This is a genomic window from Sphingomonas sp., assembly GCF_032114135.1.
In the GTDB taxonomy this organism is placed as follows: Bacteria; Pseudomonadota; Alphaproteobacteria; order Sphingomonadales; family Sphingomonadaceae; genus Sphingomonas.
Genome location: NZ_DAMCTA010000001.1, coordinates 2,262,028 through 2,279,699, shown reverse-complemented (window position 1 = coordinate 2,279,699; position 17,672 = coordinate 2,262,028). Strand labels below are relative to the sequence as shown.

Here is a 17,672-nt window from a genome sequence, read left to right as displayed (position 1 = left end):
GGGTCCAGAGGCTCAGGGCGTTTGGATCCGCGAAGACCCCCATTGCCCTCGCTTTCGTGCCACCCTAGCACCTGCGGCATGACTGCACTTCGCATCGGCACGCGTGGCTCGCCGCTCGCCCTTACCCAGGCCCATATGGTGCGTGATGCGCTCCAGGCCGCGCACGGCATCGCGGGCGAGATCGTTGTCGTCCGCACCACGGGCGACAAGGTGCAGGACCGGCCGCTGGCCGAGATCGGCGGCAAGGCGCTGTGGACCAAGGAACTGGATCGCGCACTGTTGGCGGGCGAGATCGACTGCGCGGTGCATTCGATGAAGGACGTCGAGACCATCCGCCCCGACGCGATCGCGATCGCCGCGATGCTCCCCCGTGCGGACGTGCGCGACCGGCTGGTCGGCGCCGACTCGCTCGCCGCGCTCAGGCCCGGTGCGGTGATCGGCACCGCCTCGCCGCGTCGCGCCGCGCAGGTGAAGCGCCACCGCCCGGACGTGACCACCGTGCTGTTCCGCGGCAATGTCGATACGCGGCTCGCCAGGCTGGCGGCGGGCGAAGCGGATGCGACGCTGCTGGCTTCCGCAGGGCTGGAGCGGCTCGGGCGGTTCGATGTCGGCCACATCATGCCCACGAACGTCCTGCTGCCCGCCCCGGCACAGGGCGCGGTAGGTATCGAGGCGCGCGCCAATGATTCGCGGATGCTCGGGCTGCTCGCCACGATCGACCATCCCAAGACCCGCGCCTGCGTGCTCGCCGAACGCGCCCTGCTCGCCGCGCTGATGGCGGACTGTCATTCGCCGGTCGCCGCGCTGGCGACGATCGAAGGCGCGATCCTTACCATCGAGGCCGAGCTCTACGCCGCCGACGGGAGCGCGCACGTCCATGGCATGATCGAAGGCGCACCCGAGGACGCGATGCTGCCCGCGACGCTCGCCCGCGACCTGCTCGATCGCGCGCCCGAGGCCGTGCGCGCGCTGTTCGCCGGATGAGCCGCGCCATCGCGGTGCTGCGGCCCGAGCCCGGCAACCGAATCACCGCCGCCGCGATCGAGGGCCGCGGACGCACCGCGATCCGCCTGCCGCTGTTCGCAACACGGCCGCTGGCATGGGACGTCCCCGACGCGGCAGCCCATGACGCGCTGATCCTCACCAGCGCCAACGCGGTGCGCTGGGCGGGCGAGGGGCTCGGACCGCTGCGGGGGCTACCGGTCTGGGCCGTGGGCGAGGCGACCGCTTCCGCGGCCCGGCGCGCCCATCTCGATGTCGTCGCCGTCGGCGATGCCGGCGCCGCGGCGCTGGTGGCGGAGGCCGAGGCGTCGGGCGTCCGCCGCGCGTTGCACTTGGCAGGTCGCGAGCGGACGCTGGAGGCGGGCGGCATCGTCGCCGCGGTGCTCCCGGTCTATGCCAGCGAAGTCCTCGCCGTCACTGCCGAGCAGGTCGCGGCGCTGGATAGCTGCGTCGCGCTGGTCCAGTCGGCGCGCGCGGGTGCGCGGCTGGCGGAGATCGTGCCCGATCGCGGCGCCGTCATCCTGGCGGCGATCAGCGAGGCGGCAGCGAAGGGCGCCGGCACCGGCTGGCGGGCGACCGCGATCGCGCCGCGCCCCGAAACCGAGGCGCTGATCGACCTCGCCATCGCGCTCGCCGATTGACCCGCGGGGCCGGCGCGGCGAAAAGGGCGCCCATGAGCGACGAGCCCCTGGCGCCCGAGCCGGTCCGAACCCTGAGTCCGCGCCGCAACCGAATGATCCCCGTTGGGCTGGGCTTCCTCGCCGGCGTCGCGCTCACCGCGGGCGCGATCGAGCTGGCCGGTCCGCATTTCAAGAGCGCGACAGGCGACGCAACCAAGCCGGCAGCCGCGGCATCGCCCGCGGTCCAGCCGCTAAAGGTGCCGCCCCCGGTGCTGGCGCCTGCGACCGACGTCGCGACGCTCGATGCCCGAGAAAGCCAGCTTGCCGCCCGGCTCGACGCGCTGGAGATCGAGCTGCGCCAGGCGGACGAGAGCGCGCGCAATGCCGCGCAATATTCTACCCAGGCCGAACGGCTGATGGTCGCCGCCGCGGTGCGTCGTGCGGTCGAGCGCGGCCAGCGGTTGGGCACGCTGGAGCAGCAGCTGCGCGCCCGTTTCGGCGAGCGACATCCGCAGGCGGTCGGCGCGATCGTTACGGCCGCCGGCGACCCGCTGACGCTCGAGGATCTTCGCATCGCACTGGATACGATCGCGCCGCGGCTCGGCACCGGGCCGGACGATAGCCTTTGGGTACGCTTCCGCAGCTTCGTCGGCGACCTGTTCGTGCTGCACCAAGCCGGCATGCCGAGCCCGCGCCCGGCCGAGCGCCTCCGCCGCGCCCGTAGCGCGCTGGCCGCCGGCAATGTCGAGACCGCGATCGCCGAAGTGGCGCATATGCCCGGCGCGTCAGTGGCGGAAGGCTGGACCAGCGCCGCCTCGCGCTATGTGAATGCCCGCAAGGCACTGGACGAGATAGAGAAGGCGGCCGCTGCAACGCCGCCCAAACCCCCGGTCGTGGCGCAGGCAGCCGCCCCCGCCCCGGCACCGGAGACACCGAGGAACGACTGAAATGGCAGAGATGGGCCGGTTCGACTGGCAGGATCCGTTCGGGCTCGATGGCGAGCTGACCGACGAAGAGCGGATGGTGCGCGACGCCGCACGAGAGTATGCGCAGGGCGAGTTGCTCCCGCGCGTTACCTCCGCTTATCTGGAGGAGCGGTTCGACCGCGAGATCATGGCGGAGATGGGCACGCTGGGCCTGCTCGGCCCGACGATCCCGGAGACCTATGGCGGCGCCGGGCTCGGCTATGTCGCCTATGGCCTGGTCGCGCGCGAAGTGGAGCGAGTCGATTCGGGCTATCGCTCGGCGATGAGCGTGCAGAGCTCGCTGGTGATGCACCCGATTCACGCATACGGGAGCGAGGAGCAGCGGCGGAAGTATTTGCCCAAGCTGGCGAGCGGCGAATGGGTCGGCTGCTTCGGCCTGACCGAGCCGGATGCCGGCTCCGATCCCGCCGGGATGCGTACCCGCGCCGAGAAGATCGACGGCGGCTACCGGATCACCGGCGCCAAGATGTGGATCACCAACTCGCCGATCGCCGATGTGTTCGTCGTCTGGGCGAAGAGCGACGCGCATGACGGCGCGATCCGCGGCTTCGTGCTCGAACGCGGCATGAAGGGGCTCACCAGCCCCAAGATCGAGGGCAAGCTGAGTCTGCGCGCTTCGGTGACCGGCGAGATCGTGATGGACGGGGTGGAAGTCGGCGAAGACGCGCTGCTCCCCAACGTTCAGGGGCTGAAGGGCCCGTTCGGCTGCCTCAACCGCGCGCGCTACGGTATCGCCTGGGGCACGATGGGCGCGGCCGAGGCCTGCTTCCACGCCGCGCGGCAATATACGCTCGATCGCCACCAGTTCGGCCGGCCGCTCGCCGCGACCCAACTGGTGCAGCTCAAGCTCGCCAATATGGAGACCGAGATCGCGCTCGGGCTGCAGGCGGCGCTGCGCTGCGGGCGGATGTTCGATGCCGGCACGCTCAGCCCCGAGGCGATCAGCATCATCAAGCGCAACAATTGCGGCAAGGCGCTCGATATCGCCCGCGTCGCGCGCGACATGCACGGCGGCAACGGCATCTCGGCCGAATTTCATGTGATCCGCCACGCGATCAACCTCGAGACGGTGAACACCTACGAGGGCACCCACGATGTGCACGGGCTGATCCTCGGCCGGGCGATCACCGGCATCGCGGCGTTCTGATGGCGCCCGATCGGCAGCCGGTGCTGGAGGGCGAGCTCGTCCGCATCCGGCCGCTGGTCGCAGCGGACTGGGACGCGCTCTACGCCGTCGCCTCCGATCCGCTGATCTGGGAAGTGCATCCGCGGCCGGACCGTTGGCAGGAGCCGGTGTTCCGCCAGTTCTTTGCCGAAGCGCTGGCCTGCGGGGGCGGCCTCGCGATCGAGGACAAGGGGACCGGCGCGATCATCGGCTCCAGCCGCTACGACTATCATCTGCCCGAAGACGACGAGATCGAGATCGGCTGGACCTTCCTCGCGCGCGCCACTTGGGGCGGCACCTATAACCGCGAGGTCAAGCGGCTGATGCTCGACCATATCCATCGGTACGTCGGGACGGTGGTGTTCCTGGTGGGCGAGCACAATGTCAGGTCACGCGGGGCGATGGCGAAGATCGGCGGCCAGCTGATACCCGGGCGCAACCATCGCGGCGGCGGGCAGGTCTTCTCCGATCACGTCGTCTACGCGATCCGCCGCCCGTGAAGCCGCTCGCCGGCATCAAGGTCGTCGAGCTCGCCCGCATCCTCGCGGGCCCCTGGTGCGGGCAGCTGCTCGCCGACCTAGGCGCCGAGGTGGTGAAAGTCGAGCGGCCGGGGGCAGGGGACGACACCCGCCATTGGGGCCCGCCGTTCCTCCACGATGCCGCGGGCGAGAACCGCGACGCCGCCTATTTCCACGCCTGCAACCGCGGCAAGACGAGCATCGGCATCGACATCGCCACGCCCGAGGGCCAAGCGGCGGCGAGGGCGCTGATCGCCGATGCGGATGTGGTAATCGAAAACTACAAGGTCGGCGGGCTGGTGAAGTACGGGCTCGACGCCGCCAGCCTGCTTGGCCTGAACCCGCGGCTGATCGTCTGCTCGATTACCGGCTTCGGCCAGACCGGGCCCTATGCAGGCCGCGCCGGCTATGACTTCATCATCCAGGGCATGGGCGGGGCGATGAGCCTCACCGGCGAACCCGATGGGGCACCCCAAAAGGCGGGCGTCGCCTATGCCGATATCTTCACCGGGGTGTATTCGGCCGTCGCGATCCTTGCCGCGCTGCACCGGCGCGACGTGGAGGGCACGGGCGCGCATATCGACATGGCCCTGCTCGATACGCAGGTGGCGGTGCTGGCGAACCAAGCGCTCAACTGGATGGCGAGCGGCACGGTGCCGCATCGCATGGGCAACGGGCATGCGAATTTGGTGCCCTACCAGGCCTTTGCCTGCCGCGACGGCGAGCTGATCGTGGCGGTGGGCAATGACTCGCAATTCGACAGGCTCTGCACGATCCTCGCGCTCGATCTGGCAAGCGATCCCCGCTTCGCGACCAATCCGGCGCGAGTCACGAATCGCGACGCGCTGATCCCGCAGCTCGCCCGCGCGATCCTCGATTGGGCCAAGGCCGATCTCTATGAGGCCCTTGAGTCACAGGGGGTGCCTGCTGGGCCGATCAACCGAGTCGACGAGGTGTTCGCCGATCCGCAGGTGATCGCCCGCGGCATGGCGATCGTGCGCGAGGGGCTGCCGGGCCTCGCCAGCCCGATCACGATCGACGGCGAACGCATGGTGGCGGACCGGGCGAGCCCGGCCCGACCTCAGATCGCGGGGTAGCGCAGCCGGCCGATGAAGCGCGAGAGGCTGGGGCGGTTGGTCGTGCGATTGACAAATCCGGCCTTGGCCTTTTCGAAGCGCATGATCCCGTCGATGCGGCGGGCGAGGAAGGCGCGGGTGTCGGCCCATTCCTCGCTCTCGTCCTGCACGAACACGGCGATGGTCGCGGCATAGACGCTGCCGAGGGTCATCCGCTTGGTATAATGGTTATAATCGGTCGCGGTGTCGCCCGCCGCGCGCCACATTGCGTCCGCCGCGCGCCAGCCGAGCTTGCTGGCGCGTGTGAGGTTCTGCGGCATGGCGAGGATCGCCAGCGCCCGGCGCAGCGCGTCGCGATAGGGGGCCAGCAGCGCCAGCCGCGCCTCGACCAGCGCGGTGATGCGCGCGCGGATCTTCATTCCCGCCAGCGTCTCGGGCGAAAGCTCGTCGAGCATCGCGCGGTCGATATGCGCGAACCAGGCGTCGATCATCGCGAGCGGGCCGTCCGAGAAGGCGAGTCGCGCCACGTCGCGGTCGACGCCCATGCCGTCGGCGGTGGCGTCCAGCGCGCGCTGGTTCCAGCCGTCGAAGGCGGCGTTGGCGGCAAGCGACGGGGCGAGCGCCGCGCGCAGTTCGTCGAGGGTGGCGTCGGCGAGATCCATGGATGCTGATCTAGGCGCGAAGCCGCGCCCCGGCAACCGCCTACCCCTTGGGCCGTACCGCGCCTTGGCGCACCAGCACCAGCGCTGCCGCGACCAGCGCCGCGCCGAACAGGTCGGCGGTACCGAGCTTCTCGTCGAAGATGATCCAGCCGAGCGCCGCGCCCACCGCCGGCTGCACCAGCAGCGCGATGCCGATCACCAGCGGCGACAGGTGGCCGAGCGCGTAGATCATGCAGCCCTGCCCGATCAGCTGGCTGACGATGGCGAGCGCGAGCAGCGGCCACCAGAGATGCGGCACGATCTGCTCGCCCATCGCCAGCGCGATCACCAGCAGCGGCGGGATGGTGGCGAGCGAGGACAGCGCCAGCGCGGGCACAGGCCCGAGCGACACCCGCACCCGCGCCATCAGCGCGAAATAGACCGCGTAGAACACGCCCGCGGCGAGGCAGAACAGGTCGCCCGCCAGATGCCGCGAGGAGAGTTCGGCCGAGCGCCCGAGCAGCAGCGCGCCGCCGAGCGCGGCCAGCAGCAACGCCGCGCCCTGCATCCTGCTCGGCCAGGCGCGGGCGATGACGAAGCCGTAGATCGGGAAGATCAGCGACGCCGAATTGCCGAACAGGGTGGAGTTGGCGAGCGTGGTGCGGACGATGCCGATATGCCAGCTCGCCAGGTCCAGCGCGAACACCACGCCGGCGATGCTGAGGATCCACCAGCGCCCGCGTGCCAGCGCGATCGGCTTCTCGCCCATCGCCGTGGCCGCCGCGAACAGGATGGGCGTCGCGATGATCAGGCGCCAGAACGCTGCCGATACCGGGCCCACGTCCGCCATCCGCACGAACAACGGCCCCGTGGCGAGCGCGGCATTCGCGATCAACGCTGCAATGAGCGCGGTCGCAACATGGCTTCGTGCCGGGGTAGTTTTTGTTGTCGATGCGTTGCGCTGCATGGCGCCCTGTAGCGCCCTATCTGTGCGAAGTCACAAGCTGCCAAAGGAAATTCGATGCCCAGCCTGTTCGATCCGATTCAGCTCGGCGCGATCCACGCCGCCAATCGCGTGTGGATGTCGCCGCTCACCCGCGGCCGTTCGACCCGCGGCCATGTGCCGACGCCGGTCATGGTCGACTATTACCGCCAGCGCGCGAGCGCCGGGCTGATCATCACCGAGGCGACCGGTATCAGCCAGCAGGGGCTCGGCTGGGCCTATGCCCCCGGCATCTGGAGCGACGAACAGGTCGAGGCGTGGAAGCCGATCACCGCGGCGGTCCACGAAGCCGGCGGCAAGATCGTCTCGCAGCTCTGGCACATGGGCCGGCTGGTCCATTCGGATTTCCTCGGCGGCGAGCCGCCGGTCTCCGCCTCCGCGACCACCGCCCCCGGCGAAGTGCGCACCTATCCGGCGGAGGATGCCGGCGAGACCAAGCGCCCCTATAGTCAGGCCCGCCCGCTCCGCATCGACGAGATCCCCGGCATCCTCGACGACTACGCCCGCGCGGCGGACAACGCGATCCGCGCCGGTTTCGACGGGGTGCAGATCCATGCCGCCAATGGCTATCTGATCGACCAGTTCCTCCGCGACAATTCGAACTTCCGCGAGGACGAATATGGCGGCTCGATCGACAACCGCATCCGCCTGCTCCGCGAAGTGAGTCAGCGCGTTGTCGACACGATCGGTGCCGATCGCACCGGTGTGCGCCTGTCGCCCAATGGCGAGGTGCAGGGCGTCAACGACAGCAACCCGGTGCCGCTGTTCGAAGCCGCCGCGGCGGCGCTGGACGAGATCGGCGTGGCGTTCCTCGAGATGCGCGAGCCGCGTCCGGGTGGCAGCCGCGGCGAGCCCGACCAGGCGCCGATCCACCCGGTGATGCGCAAGGTCTATCGCGGCGTGCTGGCGCTCAATTCGGACTATGATGCGGAAAGCGCCCAGGCGGCGCTCGATGCGGGCAAGGCCGATGCGATCGCCTTCGGCCGGACCTTCCTCGCCAATCCGGACCTGCCGCGCCGCCTGCGCGAAGGCCTGCCGCTCAATCCGCAGCGGGAGGAATTCTTCTATGTCGGCGGGGCCGAGGGCTATACCGACTATCCAACCGCCGACGAGGCCGCGCTTCAGCCGGCCTGATCGAAGCCGTCGATCCAGCGGGTGCTGGCCGCGCGGAGACGCTCGCGCGTTTTCTGCGGGGTCAGCACCGCTGCAAGGGTGAAGGGAAACCAGGGCCAGAACAGGAAGCTGCCGGTCACCAGCAGCGCGATCAGGATCGCGCCGCCGAAGCGCAGCGCCGCCAGCCGCGCATGGGCGGTGTCGTTGAGCTTGATCGTGCGCGGCGCCCTGGCGTCGAACCAGCTGCGGGTGACGAAGCTGTCCGGCGTGGCCTTCGGACGTTGTATTCCCAAACGCCAAGCCTGCGCACCCCTTCCGCTTGCGGGAGGGGATGATCTCGGGCCGGAACGCTTTCGGCTGCCATCCCCTCCCCCGACCCCTCCCGCAAGCGGAAGGGGGGATTTGGTGTGGGAGACTTCTCGGCCCGTGGCGCGATCGATGACGACCAGCCGCCGGCCCCGCTCTTCGACGCGATAGCGAGAGGGGGGCATGTCCATCGCGTCAGCCCAGCGCCACGCGGCGGGCGCGCCATTGTTCGGCTGTCTGCGCCCAGCGATCGACCCGCAGATGCTCGAGCGGCGCGGGCAGCCGGGTCGGCCCCCCATTCTCCGCGCCGAGGGCCTGCGCCAGCCGGATCGATGCCGTATTCTCGGGATCGATGGTGTGGATCACCTCGTACCAGCCGAGCACCTCGATCGCATAGTCGATCGCGGCGATGGCAGCTTCACGGGCATAGCCCTTGCCCGCCGCTTCGCGCGCCAGGCCCCAGCCGACTTCCAGTCCCGGCCAGCCTTCCGGCGAATGGGGCCCGATACGGCCGATCCATCGGCCGCTCTCGCGCTCGGTGACCGCGAACATCGAGAAACCGCGGATCGTCCAGGCGCCCGCCATGCTGCACAGGCTGCGCCAGGCGGTCCCGCGCGGCTGCACGCCGCCCAGGAACCGCATCACCTCGGGATCGGCATGGAACGCCGCCCATGCGTCGAAATCGCCAGCCGTGTGCTGGCGCAGGATCAGGCGCTCGGTTTCGAGCACCGGCACCTGCATCAGCCGAACTTGGCCTTGAGCGCCAGCATCGCCAGCGCCGCCTTGGCGGCCTCGCCGCCCTTGTCCTTCTGCGCAGGATCGGCGCGGACCAATGCCTGCGCTTCGTTCTCCACCGTCAGGATGCCGTTGCCGATCGCGACGCCGTCCATCGACAGCGCCATCAGCCCGCGCGCGCTTTCGCCCGCGACGATCTCGAAATGATAGGTCTCGCCGCGGATAACCACGCCGATCGCGACGAACGCGTCATAGCGGCCGCTGTCGGTCGCCAGCGCGACCGCGCCGGGGATCTCGAGCGCGCCCGGCACGGTGATCACCTCGGCCTTGTGCCCCGCCGCCTCGATCGCGGCCTTGGCGCCGGCGATCAGCATGTCGTTGAGATGCTCGTAGAAGCGCGCTTCGACGATGAGGATGTTCGCCATTATTGCTCCGGATCCAGGGGACGTTCGCCGACGATCGACAGGCCATAGCCGTCGAGACCGACCAGCGTGTGATGGGTGTTGGTGAGCAGGATCATGTCCTGCACGCCGAGTTCGGTGAGGATGGTCGCGCCGACGCCGTAGTCGCGCAGCTCGTCCATGTCCTTGGGTTCGATCGCGCCGGCGCGCGCCTGCAGCGCCAGCGTGAACTGGTCGGGGCGCGGCTTGTTGATCACCACGATCACGCCCGAGCCTTCCGTGCCGATGATCTCCATCGACTTGCGCAGCATGCCACCGCGCGGACCGTCCTCGCCGAACAGGTCGCTGAACGGCGAGAGCGCGTGCATGCGGATCAGCGTCGGCTTGTTCGGATCGATGCGACCCTTGACCAGCGCGATCTGTTCGCTGCCGCTGGCCTTGTTCCAGAAGGTGAGCGCGCGCCAGTCGCCGCCCCAGGGGCTGGTGAAGCTGGCCTCGGCGCGCTGTTCGACGAGATGGTCGTGGCGGCGGCGATAGGCGATCAGGTCGCGGATCGTGCCGATCTTGAGGTTGTGGAGCTGCGCGAAGCCGACGAGATCGTCGAGCCGGGCCATCGTCCCGTCGTCCTTCATGATCTCGCAGATCACGCCGGCGGGGTTGAGGCCCGCCAGCCGCGACACATCGACCGCCGCCTCGGTATGGCCGGCGCGGACCAGGACACCGCCGTCGCGCGCGACCAGCGGGAAGACATGGCCCGGGGTGACGATGTCCTCGCGCCCGCGGCCCGTGTCGATCGCGACCGAGATGGTGCGGGCGCGGTCGGCGGCGGAGATGCCGGTGGTCACGCCTTCCTTGGCCTCGATCGAGACGGTGAAGGCGGTTTCGTGGCGGGTGCCGTTGGCGCGGCTCATCAGCTCGAGCCCGAGCTGGTCTACGCGCGCCTTGGTCATCGCCAGGCAGATCAGCCCGCGGCCATATTTGGCCATGAAGTTGATCGCGTCGGGCGTCGCCATCTGGGCGGGGATGACCAGATCGCCTTCATTCTCGCGATCCTCGTCATCGACCAGGATGAACATCCGGCCGTTGCGGGCCTCGTCGATCAATTCCTCGGGCGAGGAGAGAAAGCCGTGCTTGAGCGCGGCGAGTTCAGCCTTTGGCACGCAATGCCTCCATGCGCTGAAGATAGCGCGCCAGCACGTCGATCTCCAGATTGACCGCCTGGCCTTGCGCCAGCGTGGCGAAGGTGGTGACCGCGGCGGTGTGGGGAATGATGTTGAGGTGGAATTCGACGCCCTCGGGCGTGTCGTCCACCGCGTTGACCGTCAGCGACACGCCGTCGACGGTGATCGAGCCCTTGGGGGCGACGTACGGCGCGATTTCCGGACCCGCCGCGATCACGACATGGTGCGAGCCGTCGATCGCCTCGACCAGCTTCACCCGGCCGATGCCATCGACATGGCCGGTGACGATGTGCCCGCCCAGCTCGTCGCCCAGCCGCAGCGCACGTTCGAGGTTGAGCTTGCGGCCGGCGGTCCACTGGTCGTCGGCGGTGCGCGAGACGGTTTCGCCCGACACGTCGAAGTCGAGCCAGCCGGGGCCCTTGTCGACCACCGTCAGGCACACGCCCGAACAGGCGACCGAGGCGCCGAGATCGATCTCATGGGTGGGATAGGCCGTCGCCACGCGCACGCGCAGGTCGCCCTGGCGCTGTACCGCGTCGATCGTGCCGACATCGCTTACGATTCCGGTGAACATCAGTTGCGCTCGTAGACCTCGAACCGATCGCTGCCAAGCAGTCGAGAGTCCAGCAGGCGCCAGCGATCATGCGCCTCGGACAATGCGGCGAGGCCGAACGCCTCGACCGCGGGTTTGCCGCCGCCGAGCAGGATCGGCGCGCGGTAGAGGAGGAGCCGATCGACCAGGTCGGCGCGTAGGAACGCGGACGCCGCCTTGGCGCCACCCTCCACCATCAGCGTGTCGATGCCGGTCAGATGGCGGATGTCGGCGATGTCGGCGATCCGCTCCCAGCCCGGCGGGGTGGGGCCGGTGGAGGAAAGGAGGGTGCGCCGCGGGGCGCGATCGGCGAGGCCGGGCAGCCGCACGTCCAGTTTCGGGACATCGGCGAGAAAGGTGCCGCGGCCGACCAGGATGCCGTCGTGCCGGGCGCGTTCGAGATGGACATGGGCGCGGGCCTGGGGACCGGTGATCCACTTGCTCTCGCCGGTCGACAGCGCGATGCGCCCATCGAGCGAGGTGGCGAGCTTGAGGGTGACGTGCGGGCGGCCCCTGGCAAGGCGGGTGAGGAAGCCGGCCATGCTGCGCCGGGCCTCGGTCGCCATCAGTCCCGATGCGACGGCGATGCCGGCCTCTGTCAGCCGCACGAAGCCGGAGCCGTCGGTGCGGGGGTCGGGATCGCGCAGCGCGGCGACGACGCGAGCAACACCAGCCGCGACCAGCAGGTCCGCACAGGCCGGGCCGCGCGGCGAGACATGCGCGCAGGGCTCCAGTGTGACATAGGCGGTGGCGCCGCCCGCAGCCTCGCCGGCTTCCGCCAGCGCCATCGCCTCGGCATGGGGGCGCCCGCCGGGCTGGGTCCAGCCGCGTCCGACGATGCGACCGTCGCGGACGAGCACGCAGCCGACATTCGGGTTCGGCGCCGTCCGCCCCTTGCCGCGCTCGGCAAGCCCGAGCGCCACGGCCATCCAGCCCGCGTCGTTCAAATCCCGTGCTTCTTCAGCCAGTCGTCATATTTCTTGAAGTCGGCCTGGCGCTTTTTCTGCCGCTCGAGGAAGGCCGCTTCGTCTTCCTGGCGCTTGGCCTCGTCGACCTTCTGCTTCTCGCGAATTTCCGCTTCGGTGCGGGTGATCGGCCAGCTGTCCACGTAGATGATGTTCTTCTTGTACGGCACCGGCACGTGCGAATCCTTCACGAACACCACGATGATGCCGAAGGTGATCGCCAATGCGAGCATCATGAACCAGAGCTCGTGCTTCTTGCGCGTCGCGAGATAGCCGCGAAGGTCGCGCAGCGCCTTGAGCGGCGAGATGTACTTGAGGAAGGTCATCGGCCCCGCAAGATAGGGACGCGGGGGCTCCAGGGCCAGCCCCCGCGTCCACGCCGCTGGGATCGGAGGGCGATCAGCGGGCGTCTTCGATCCGGAACCGGACGGTCATGGTCTTCCAGCTTTCCTCAGGCACACCGCCGCGGGCGGCGGGGCGGAAGCGCCATTTGCCGAGCGCCTGGCGCCGGGTGACGGCAAAGAAGGCGTCGCTGGTGGCGCTGACCGGCTCCACCGCCTTCACCCGCCCGTCGGCGCCGATCAGCACGCGCAGGGTGACCAACCCGTCGCGCTGGGCGCGCATTTCCTGCGCGGGATATTCGGGCTGGAAGTCCTGCGCGTAGCGCGGATCGGTGGACGCGCCGATCAGTGCGGGGACGGGCGTGGGGGGATCGATCGTGCGGACCGGACCTGAATCGGCCGGCTTCTCGATTGGCGGCAGCGCGTCGCTGATCTTGGTCGTGGTTTCGATGTTCGTCGTGCTGTTCGACTCCACCAGCGGCTTCGGCGCGACCGGCGGCGCGGAGGTGCGCGGCTGCACCTTCTCCACTGGCTTTGTCTCGTCCTCCGGCGGGGGCGGCGGACGGTCGCGCACGTCGATCGGCTTCATCACCACCGGCGGGTCCTTGAGCACCACGATGTTCGGTGCGGCCAAGATCATCCCCGCAAGAATGGCCCCATTGATGGCGAGCGCGGCCCCGAAGCTGACCGAACGCGGTGCACTGGCATGATAGCGAGTATCGGCATGCATCACCTTGCACTCCTTCTCCAACACCGGTCTATGAACGCCGGATGAAGGTGATGGTACAACGTCACATTATGATCGTAAAGTACCAAGGGTGCAGCGCTGGCACAGGGGGAAGCGGCGATGCCCTCTTTGCGTCACGGAAACGTCGCACTAAAGGGCGCGAGCATCGGGACATCGCGACGCGGCACGGGAGGCCACGCACCTATGAAACTCATGGCCGGCAATTCGAACCTGCCGCTGGCGAGCGCCATCGCCGACTATCTGGAAATTCCGCTTACCCAGGCGAACGTCCGCCGCTTCGCGGACGACGAGATCTTCGTCGAGATTCTCGAGAATGTCCGCGGCGAGGACGTCTTCGTGCTCCAGTCGACCAGCTATCCGGCGAACGACAATCTGATGGAGCTGCTGATCATGATCGACGCGCTGCGCCGCGCGTCGGCCAAGCGGATCACCGCGGTGCTCCCCTATTTCGGCTATGCCCGCCAAGACCGGAAGCCGGGCCCGCGCACGCCGATCTCGGCCAAGCTGGTCGCCAACCTGATCACCACCGCGGGCGCCAACCGCGTGCTCTCGGTCGACCTGCATGCCGGGCAGATCCAGGGTTTCTTCGACATCCCGACGGACAATCTGTTCGCGGCGCCGGTGATGTCGGCAGACATCCAGACGCGCTTCATCGACAAGCAGTGGATGGTCGTCTCGCCCGACGTCGGCGGCGTGGTGCGTGCGCGCCAGCTCGCCAAGCGGCTCGACAACGCCCCGCTCGCCATCGTCGACAAGCGGCGCGAGCGTCCGGGCGAATCGGAGGTGATGAACATCATCGGCGAGGTGAAGGACCGCTTCTGCATCCTGATCGACGACATCGTCGATTCGGCCGGCACGCTGTGCAACGCCGCTGCGGCGCTTAAGGCGGCGGGAGCCGAGGACGTGGTGGCGTACTGCACCCACGGCGTGCTTTCGGGCGCGGCGATGGCGCGCGTCGCCAAGTCCGAGCTGCGCGAGCTGGTGATCACCGATTCGATTGGTAACCACGAGATCGTCGCGGCCGGCGAGAAGGTCCGCCACCTCACCATCGCCCCGCTGATCGCCGAGGCGATCCGCCGCATCGCGGACGAGAGTTCGGTTTCCAGCCTGTTCGACTAATCCCAGATCCTCCCCGGCACGGGGAGGGGGACCATTCGCAAAGCGAATGGTGGAGGGGGCTCTCCGCAAGCGAGTCCGGCGTTGAAGCCCCCCTCCACCACCGCCTTCGGCGGCGGTCCCCCTCCCCGTTCCGGGGAGGATCTTAGGCCTTCGCCACCGCCTCCCACAGCAGCGCGCCGCCCACCGCGATCATCAGTACATAGATCGCCGTGTAGAATCGCTCGGGCGACACCCGCCGCACCAGCCACACCCCCGCCAGCGTCGACGCCAGCGCGAGCGGGAACAGCACCGCCGAGGTCAGCAGGTTCGCGCGCGTGAACTGCCCCAGCGCCCAATAGGCGGGCACCTTGATCCAGTTGGTCGCGGCGAAGAAGATCGCGGTCGTCCCCACCAGCCGGTCGCGCGGCAGGCCCCGCGGCAGCACCCAGAGCTGGAAGGGCGGCTGCCCGGCATGGGCGATCTGGCTGGTGAAGCCCGAGGCGATGCCGAACAGGCTGCCCACCCATTCGGGCCAGCGCGCCGCCATCGCCGGCGTCGACCGCCCGCTCGTCCAAAGCCGGTAGATGCCGAACAGGATCGAGATCGCCCCCACCGCGGCCAGCACCAGCACCGGCGACACGCTCGCGGCAAAGCCATAGCCGAGCGCGATCCCCGCCATCGATCCCGGCAGCATCCACGCCACCAGCCGCCAGTCGACGGTGCGGCGGAACGCCCAGACGCTCACCACATCCTGCAGGATCAGGATCGGCAGCGTGATCGCGGCGGCGCGCACCGGATCGATTGCGAGCGCGAGCAGCGGCAGCGACAGCGCGCCCATGCCGGCGAATCCGCCCTTGGACAGGCCGAGCAGCAGCACGGCGGGCATGGCGAGCGCATAGAAATGCCAGTCGGTGATCATGCGCCCGCTTTCGCAGGGCAGGTTCGGATTGCAAAGCGCCGAACCCATTCTACGATTTCCGCATGGGAGAGGATCGTACCGGCCAGATCGCGGTGCTGTTCATATCGAAGCGCACCGCCGCCGACGACGCAGGCTATGCCGAAGCGGCGACCGCGATGGACGTGCTGGCGGCGCAGCAGCCCGGCTATCGCGGCGTCGAATCGCAGCGCGGGGAGGCGGGCGTGGGCATCACCATCAGCTATTGGGCCGACGATGCCAGTGCGATTGCCTGGCGCGACCATCCTGCGCATGCCGCGATCCGCGCGCAGGGCCGCGAACGCTGGTACGAATGGTATGAGGTGATCGTCACCCGGGTCGAGCGCGGCTATCGGTGGCGCCGGGCATGAGCCGGGCGATCGATCGCGATTTCGCGCTGCTGTTTGGGGTGATGCTGATGATCGCCGCGGGCAACACCGCGCTGCAATCGATCCTGCCCGCGCTCGGCCGCGAGCTGCACGCGGCGGACAGCGCGGTGGCGGCGGTCTTCTCGGTCTCGGCGCTGCTGTGGATGCTCACCGCACCCTATTGGGCGAATCGATCGGAACGCGCCGGACGGCGCAGGATGGTACTGCTCGGCATTGCCGGCTTTACCGCCTCGCTCGGGCTGTGCGGGCTGTGCCTCGCGCTCGGCATCAACGGCGTGCTGAGCCCCTTCGCCACCTTCGCCGCCTTCGTCGTCGGGCGGATGCTCTACGGCGCCTTCGGATCGGCCGCGCCGCCGGCGGTGCAGGCGATCGTCGCCGCGCGCACCAGCCGCGAGGAGCGGACCAAAGCGCTCACCCTGCTCGCCTCCGCCTTCGGGCTGGGGACGATCCTGGGGCCCGCAGTCGCGCCCTATCTCGTCATGGGCCATCTCTGGCCCGGCGGGCCGCTGATCGGCCTCTCCGGCCCCGCTTTTGCCGCCAGCCTGGTCGGGCTGGTGCTGCTGGTAGCGGTCCTGCGGCTGCTGCCGGCAACCTCCGGCGCGATCGAGCATGGCGCGGCACCCAGCTATCCTTCGATCGGCGGGCAGGGCACCGGTGCCAATGTGACGGCTGCGATGGGCGAGCATGTCGAGCATATCCGCACCTTCGATCCCCGCGTGCGCCCCTGGATGATCGCCGGGCTGGTCACGGGCCATGCCCAGGCAATGACCGGCCAGGCGATCGGATTCCTGATCATCGACCGGCTGGCGCTCGCCCCATCCGCCGCGCTGGAGCCGACGGGGCTGGTGCTGATGATCGGCGCGGGGGCCTCGCTGCTGGTCCAATGGGGGCTGATCCCGCTGCTCGAGCTCAAGCCGCGCGCGCTGATTCTGGCGGGGGCGGCGCTGGGGGCGATCGGCTGCGGTATGACCGCGATGGCGGGATCGCTCTACGGAATCGCGCTCGGCTATGCGACGATCGCGCTGGGCATGGGCTTCGCGCGGCCCGGCTTCACCGCCGGCGCCTCGCTCGCGGTGGGACCGCATGCGCAGGGCTCGGTGGCGGGGCGCGTAACGTCGATCAACGGCGCGGCTTTCGTGCTGGGACCGTCGATCGGCGTTGCGATGTACGAATTCTGGGGCGCGCTGCCCTATCTGGTCGCCGCTAGCGCGCTGGTGCTGCTGTTCGGCTATGGCTGGATCGCGACGCGCGGGGCCTCGCACGCCCCTGAGCCGCGCGCATCTGCCGGCTAGCGAATCAGGCCCGTTCGGGCGGCCCCTGCGTCTCGACCAAGTCCACGACCTCAAAGGCATAGCCCGCCCAGCCGCGCTGGCGGGCAGCCTCTTCGGTCGCGGCCCGCTTGCCGGTCGCCTCCTTCAGCGACTTGGCATGCCCCCAGAAGACCTCGGTGCGGCCATTCCCCAGATCCGCGACGATCCGCCAATAATGGGTGAAGGGCGCGGCGGTCGGGCCGATCGTCTTCACATAGCCGTCCGCCAGGGTGGCCGTGAGATATCGTTTGCGCTTGGCCATTGCATCCTCGCTGGCGATCGGCGGCACGCGATCCGCCCGGCGTTCCATGCCTGCCGCATTGCGGAGTCGGCGGCGTAGCGATTTCGGAAAGGCCGGAAAGCCGTTTGGATGCCCCGTGAGGATTCGAACCTCAATTGACGGAGTCAGAGTCCGTAGTCTTACCTTTAGACGACGGGGCACCAGACAGGTCGCGCCAGATAGGGGGATGCATCGGCGCTGTCAACGCGCAATCGTGCGCTCGCCTTGCGCTGCCATCGTTGCTCGTCTAGCCTCGCATCCAAGCACC

The 17,672-nt window shown here is 69.2% G+C and carries 22 protein-coding genes and 1 tRNA gene; 10 read left to right on the top strand and 13 right to left on the bottom strand.

The annotated features are described in order from the left end of the window. Positions 1-78 precede the first annotated feature (78 nt). From hemC to RT655_RS10780, 6 genes are read left to right on the top strand one after another with little or no spacing between them, the layout of a single operon-like run. Positions 79-984, top strand: coding sequence for a hydroxymethylbilane synthase (hemC, locus tag RT655_RS10805; RefSeq protein WP_313536626.1), 906 nt, complete (start codon positions 79-81; stop codon positions 982-984). Then, positions 981-1,643, top strand: a complete 663-nt coding sequence (locus tag RT655_RS10800) for a uroporphyrinogen-III synthase (RefSeq protein ID WP_313536625.1) — start codon at positions 981-983, stop codon at positions 1,641-1,643. Before hemC ends, RT655_RS10800 begins: the two co-directional genes overlap by 4 nt. 32 nt (positions 1,644-1,675) lie before the next feature. Beyond that, positions 1,676-2,569, top strand: coding sequence for a hypothetical protein (locus RT655_RS10795; protein WP_313536624.1), 894 nt, complete (start codon positions 1,676-1,678; stop codon positions 2,567-2,569). A 1-nt stretch (position 2,570) separates the two neighbouring features. Next, positions 2,571-3,755, top strand: a complete 1,185-nt coding sequence (locus RT655_RS10790; RefSeq protein ID WP_313536623.1) for an acyl-CoA dehydrogenase — start codon at positions 2,571-2,573, stop codon at positions 3,753-3,755. Then, positions 3,755-4,273: a GNAT family N-acetyltransferase gene (locus tag RT655_RS10785; protein WP_313536622.1), complete on the top strand. Its 519-nt coding sequence runs from the start codon at positions 3,755-3,757 to the stop codon at positions 4,271-4,273. The genes RT655_RS10790 and RT655_RS10785 overlap by 1 nt, the downstream gene beginning before the upstream one ends. Beyond that, the gene (locus RT655_RS10780) at positions 4,270-5,388 is read left to right on the top strand and encodes a CaiB/BaiF CoA-transferase family protein (RefSeq protein WP_313536621.1); all 1,119 of its coding nucleotides are present in this window, start codon (positions 4,270-4,272) and stop codon (positions 5,386-5,388) included. The genes RT655_RS10785 and RT655_RS10780 overlap by 4 nt, the downstream gene beginning before the upstream one ends. Here the strand turns inward: RT655_RS10780 and RT655_RS10775 are convergent. Further along, a complete protein-coding gene (locus RT655_RS10775; RefSeq protein ID WP_313536620.1) occupies positions 5,373-6,029 on the bottom strand; it encodes a COQ9 family protein in 657 nt (218 codons plus the stop codon). The two genes, RT655_RS10780 and RT655_RS10775, sit on opposite strands and share 16 nt — an antisense overlap. A gap of 40 nt (positions 6,030-6,069) precedes the next feature. Continuing rightward, positions 6,070-6,975, bottom strand: a complete 906-nt coding sequence (locus RT655_RS10770; protein WP_313536619.1) for a DMT family transporter — start codon at positions 6,973-6,975, stop codon at positions 6,070-6,072. A gap of 54 nt (positions 6,976-7,029) precedes the next feature. Here RT655_RS10770 and RT655_RS10765 point away from each other — a divergent pair, with 54 nt between their 5' ends. Continuing rightward, complete coding sequence (locus tag RT655_RS10765) at positions 7,030-8,145, top strand: alkene reductase (RefSeq protein WP_313536618.1); 1,116 nt, start codon at positions 7,030-7,032, stop codon at positions 8,143-8,145. Here RT655_RS10765 and RT655_RS10760 read toward each other — a convergent pair. The 8 genes from RT655_RS10760 to RT655_RS10725 form a co-directional block, all read right to left on the bottom strand. Then, complete coding sequence (locus RT655_RS10760) at positions 8,133-8,417, bottom strand: hypothetical protein (RefSeq protein WP_313536617.1); 285 nt, start codon at positions 8,415-8,417, stop codon at positions 8,133-8,135. The two genes, RT655_RS10765 and RT655_RS10760, sit on opposite strands and share 13 nt — an antisense overlap. 208 nt (positions 8,418-8,625) lie before the next feature. Further along, positions 8,626-9,171 (bottom strand): GNAT family N-acetyltransferase, encoded by a 546-nt coding sequence (locus tag RT655_RS10755; protein WP_313536616.1) that lies wholly within the window; start codon positions 9,169-9,171, stop codon positions 8,626-8,628. After that, complete coding sequence (gene ribH, locus RT655_RS10750) at positions 9,171-9,590, bottom strand: 6,7-dimethyl-8-ribityllumazine synthase (RefSeq protein ID WP_313536615.1); 420 nt, start codon at positions 9,588-9,590, stop codon at positions 9,171-9,173. Before ribH ends, RT655_RS10755 begins: the two co-directional genes overlap by 1 nt. After that, positions 9,590-10,726: a 3,4-dihydroxy-2-butanone-4-phosphate synthase gene (ribB, locus tag RT655_RS10745; protein WP_313536614.1), complete on the bottom strand. Its 1,137-nt coding sequence runs from the start codon at positions 10,724-10,726 to the stop codon at positions 9,590-9,592. Before ribB ends, ribH begins: the two co-directional genes overlap by 1 nt. Continuing rightward, a complete protein-coding gene (locus RT655_RS10740; RefSeq protein WP_313536613.1) occupies positions 10,713-11,321 on the bottom strand; it encodes a riboflavin synthase in 609 nt (202 codons plus the stop codon). The genes ribB and RT655_RS10740 overlap by 14 nt, the downstream gene beginning before the upstream one ends. Then, positions 11,321-12,268, bottom strand: a complete 948-nt coding sequence (gene ribD / locus RT655_RS10735) for a bifunctional diaminohydroxyphosphoribosylaminopyrimidine deaminase/5-amino-6-(5-phosphoribosylamino)uracil reductase RibD (RefSeq protein WP_313536949.1) — start codon at positions 12,266-12,268, stop codon at positions 11,321-11,323. The genes RT655_RS10740 and ribD overlap by 1 nt, the downstream gene beginning before the upstream one ends. A gap of 14 nt (positions 12,269-12,282) precedes the next feature. Next, complete coding sequence (locus RT655_RS10730) at positions 12,283-12,630, bottom strand: hypothetical protein (protein WP_313536612.1); 348 nt, start codon at positions 12,628-12,630, stop codon at positions 12,283-12,285. A 73-nt stretch (positions 12,631-12,703) separates the two neighbouring features. Further along, entirely contained in the window at positions 12,704-13,375 is a 672-nt protein-coding gene (locus RT655_RS10725; protein WP_313536611.1) for a TonB family protein, read from the bottom strand. A gap of 201 nt (positions 13,376-13,576) precedes the next feature. Here RT655_RS10725 and RT655_RS10720 point away from each other — a divergent pair, with 201 nt between their 5' ends. Then, complete coding sequence (locus RT655_RS10720; protein WP_313536609.1) at positions 13,577-14,512, top strand: ribose-phosphate pyrophosphokinase; 936 nt, start codon at positions 13,577-13,579, stop codon at positions 14,510-14,512. A 142-nt stretch (positions 14,513-14,654) separates the two neighbouring features. Here RT655_RS10720 and RT655_RS10715 read toward each other — a convergent pair whose 3' ends face one another. Beyond that, positions 14,655-15,410 (bottom strand): sulfite exporter TauE/SafE family protein, encoded by a 756-nt coding sequence (locus RT655_RS10715; RefSeq protein ID WP_313536608.1) that lies wholly within the window; start codon positions 15,408-15,410, stop codon positions 14,655-14,657. A gap of 62 nt (positions 15,411-15,472) precedes the next feature. Between RT655_RS10715 and RT655_RS10710 the strand changes: the two genes are divergently transcribed. Together RT655_RS10710 and RT655_RS10705 are read left to right on the top strand one after the other, a co-directional pair. Continuing rightward, positions 15,473-15,796 carry an antibiotic biosynthesis monooxygenase gene (locus RT655_RS10710; protein WP_313536607.1) on the top strand — a complete coding sequence of 108 codons (324 nt, stop codon included), beginning with the start codon at positions 15,473-15,475 and terminating at the stop codon, positions 15,794-15,796. Continuing rightward, positions 15,793-17,106: an MFS transporter gene (locus tag RT655_RS10705; RefSeq protein WP_313536606.1), complete on the top strand. Its 1,314-nt coding sequence runs from the start codon at positions 15,793-15,795 to the stop codon at positions 17,104-17,106. Before RT655_RS10710 ends, RT655_RS10705 begins: the two co-directional genes overlap by 4 nt. Positions 17,107-17,110: 4 nt before the next feature. Here the strand turns inward: RT655_RS10705 and RT655_RS10700 are convergent, their stop codons facing one another. Both RT655_RS10700 and RT655_RS10695 read right to left on the bottom strand, forming a co-directional pair. Further along, positions 17,111-17,386, bottom strand: a complete 276-nt coding sequence (locus RT655_RS10700; RefSeq protein WP_313536948.1) for a hypothetical protein — start codon at positions 17,384-17,386, stop codon at positions 17,111-17,113. A gap of 105 nt (positions 17,387-17,491) precedes the next feature. Then, positions 17,492-17,565: transfer RNA gene (locus RT655_RS10695), tRNA-Gln, on the bottom strand. Between the last annotated feature and the right edge of the window lie 107 nt (positions 17,566-17,672).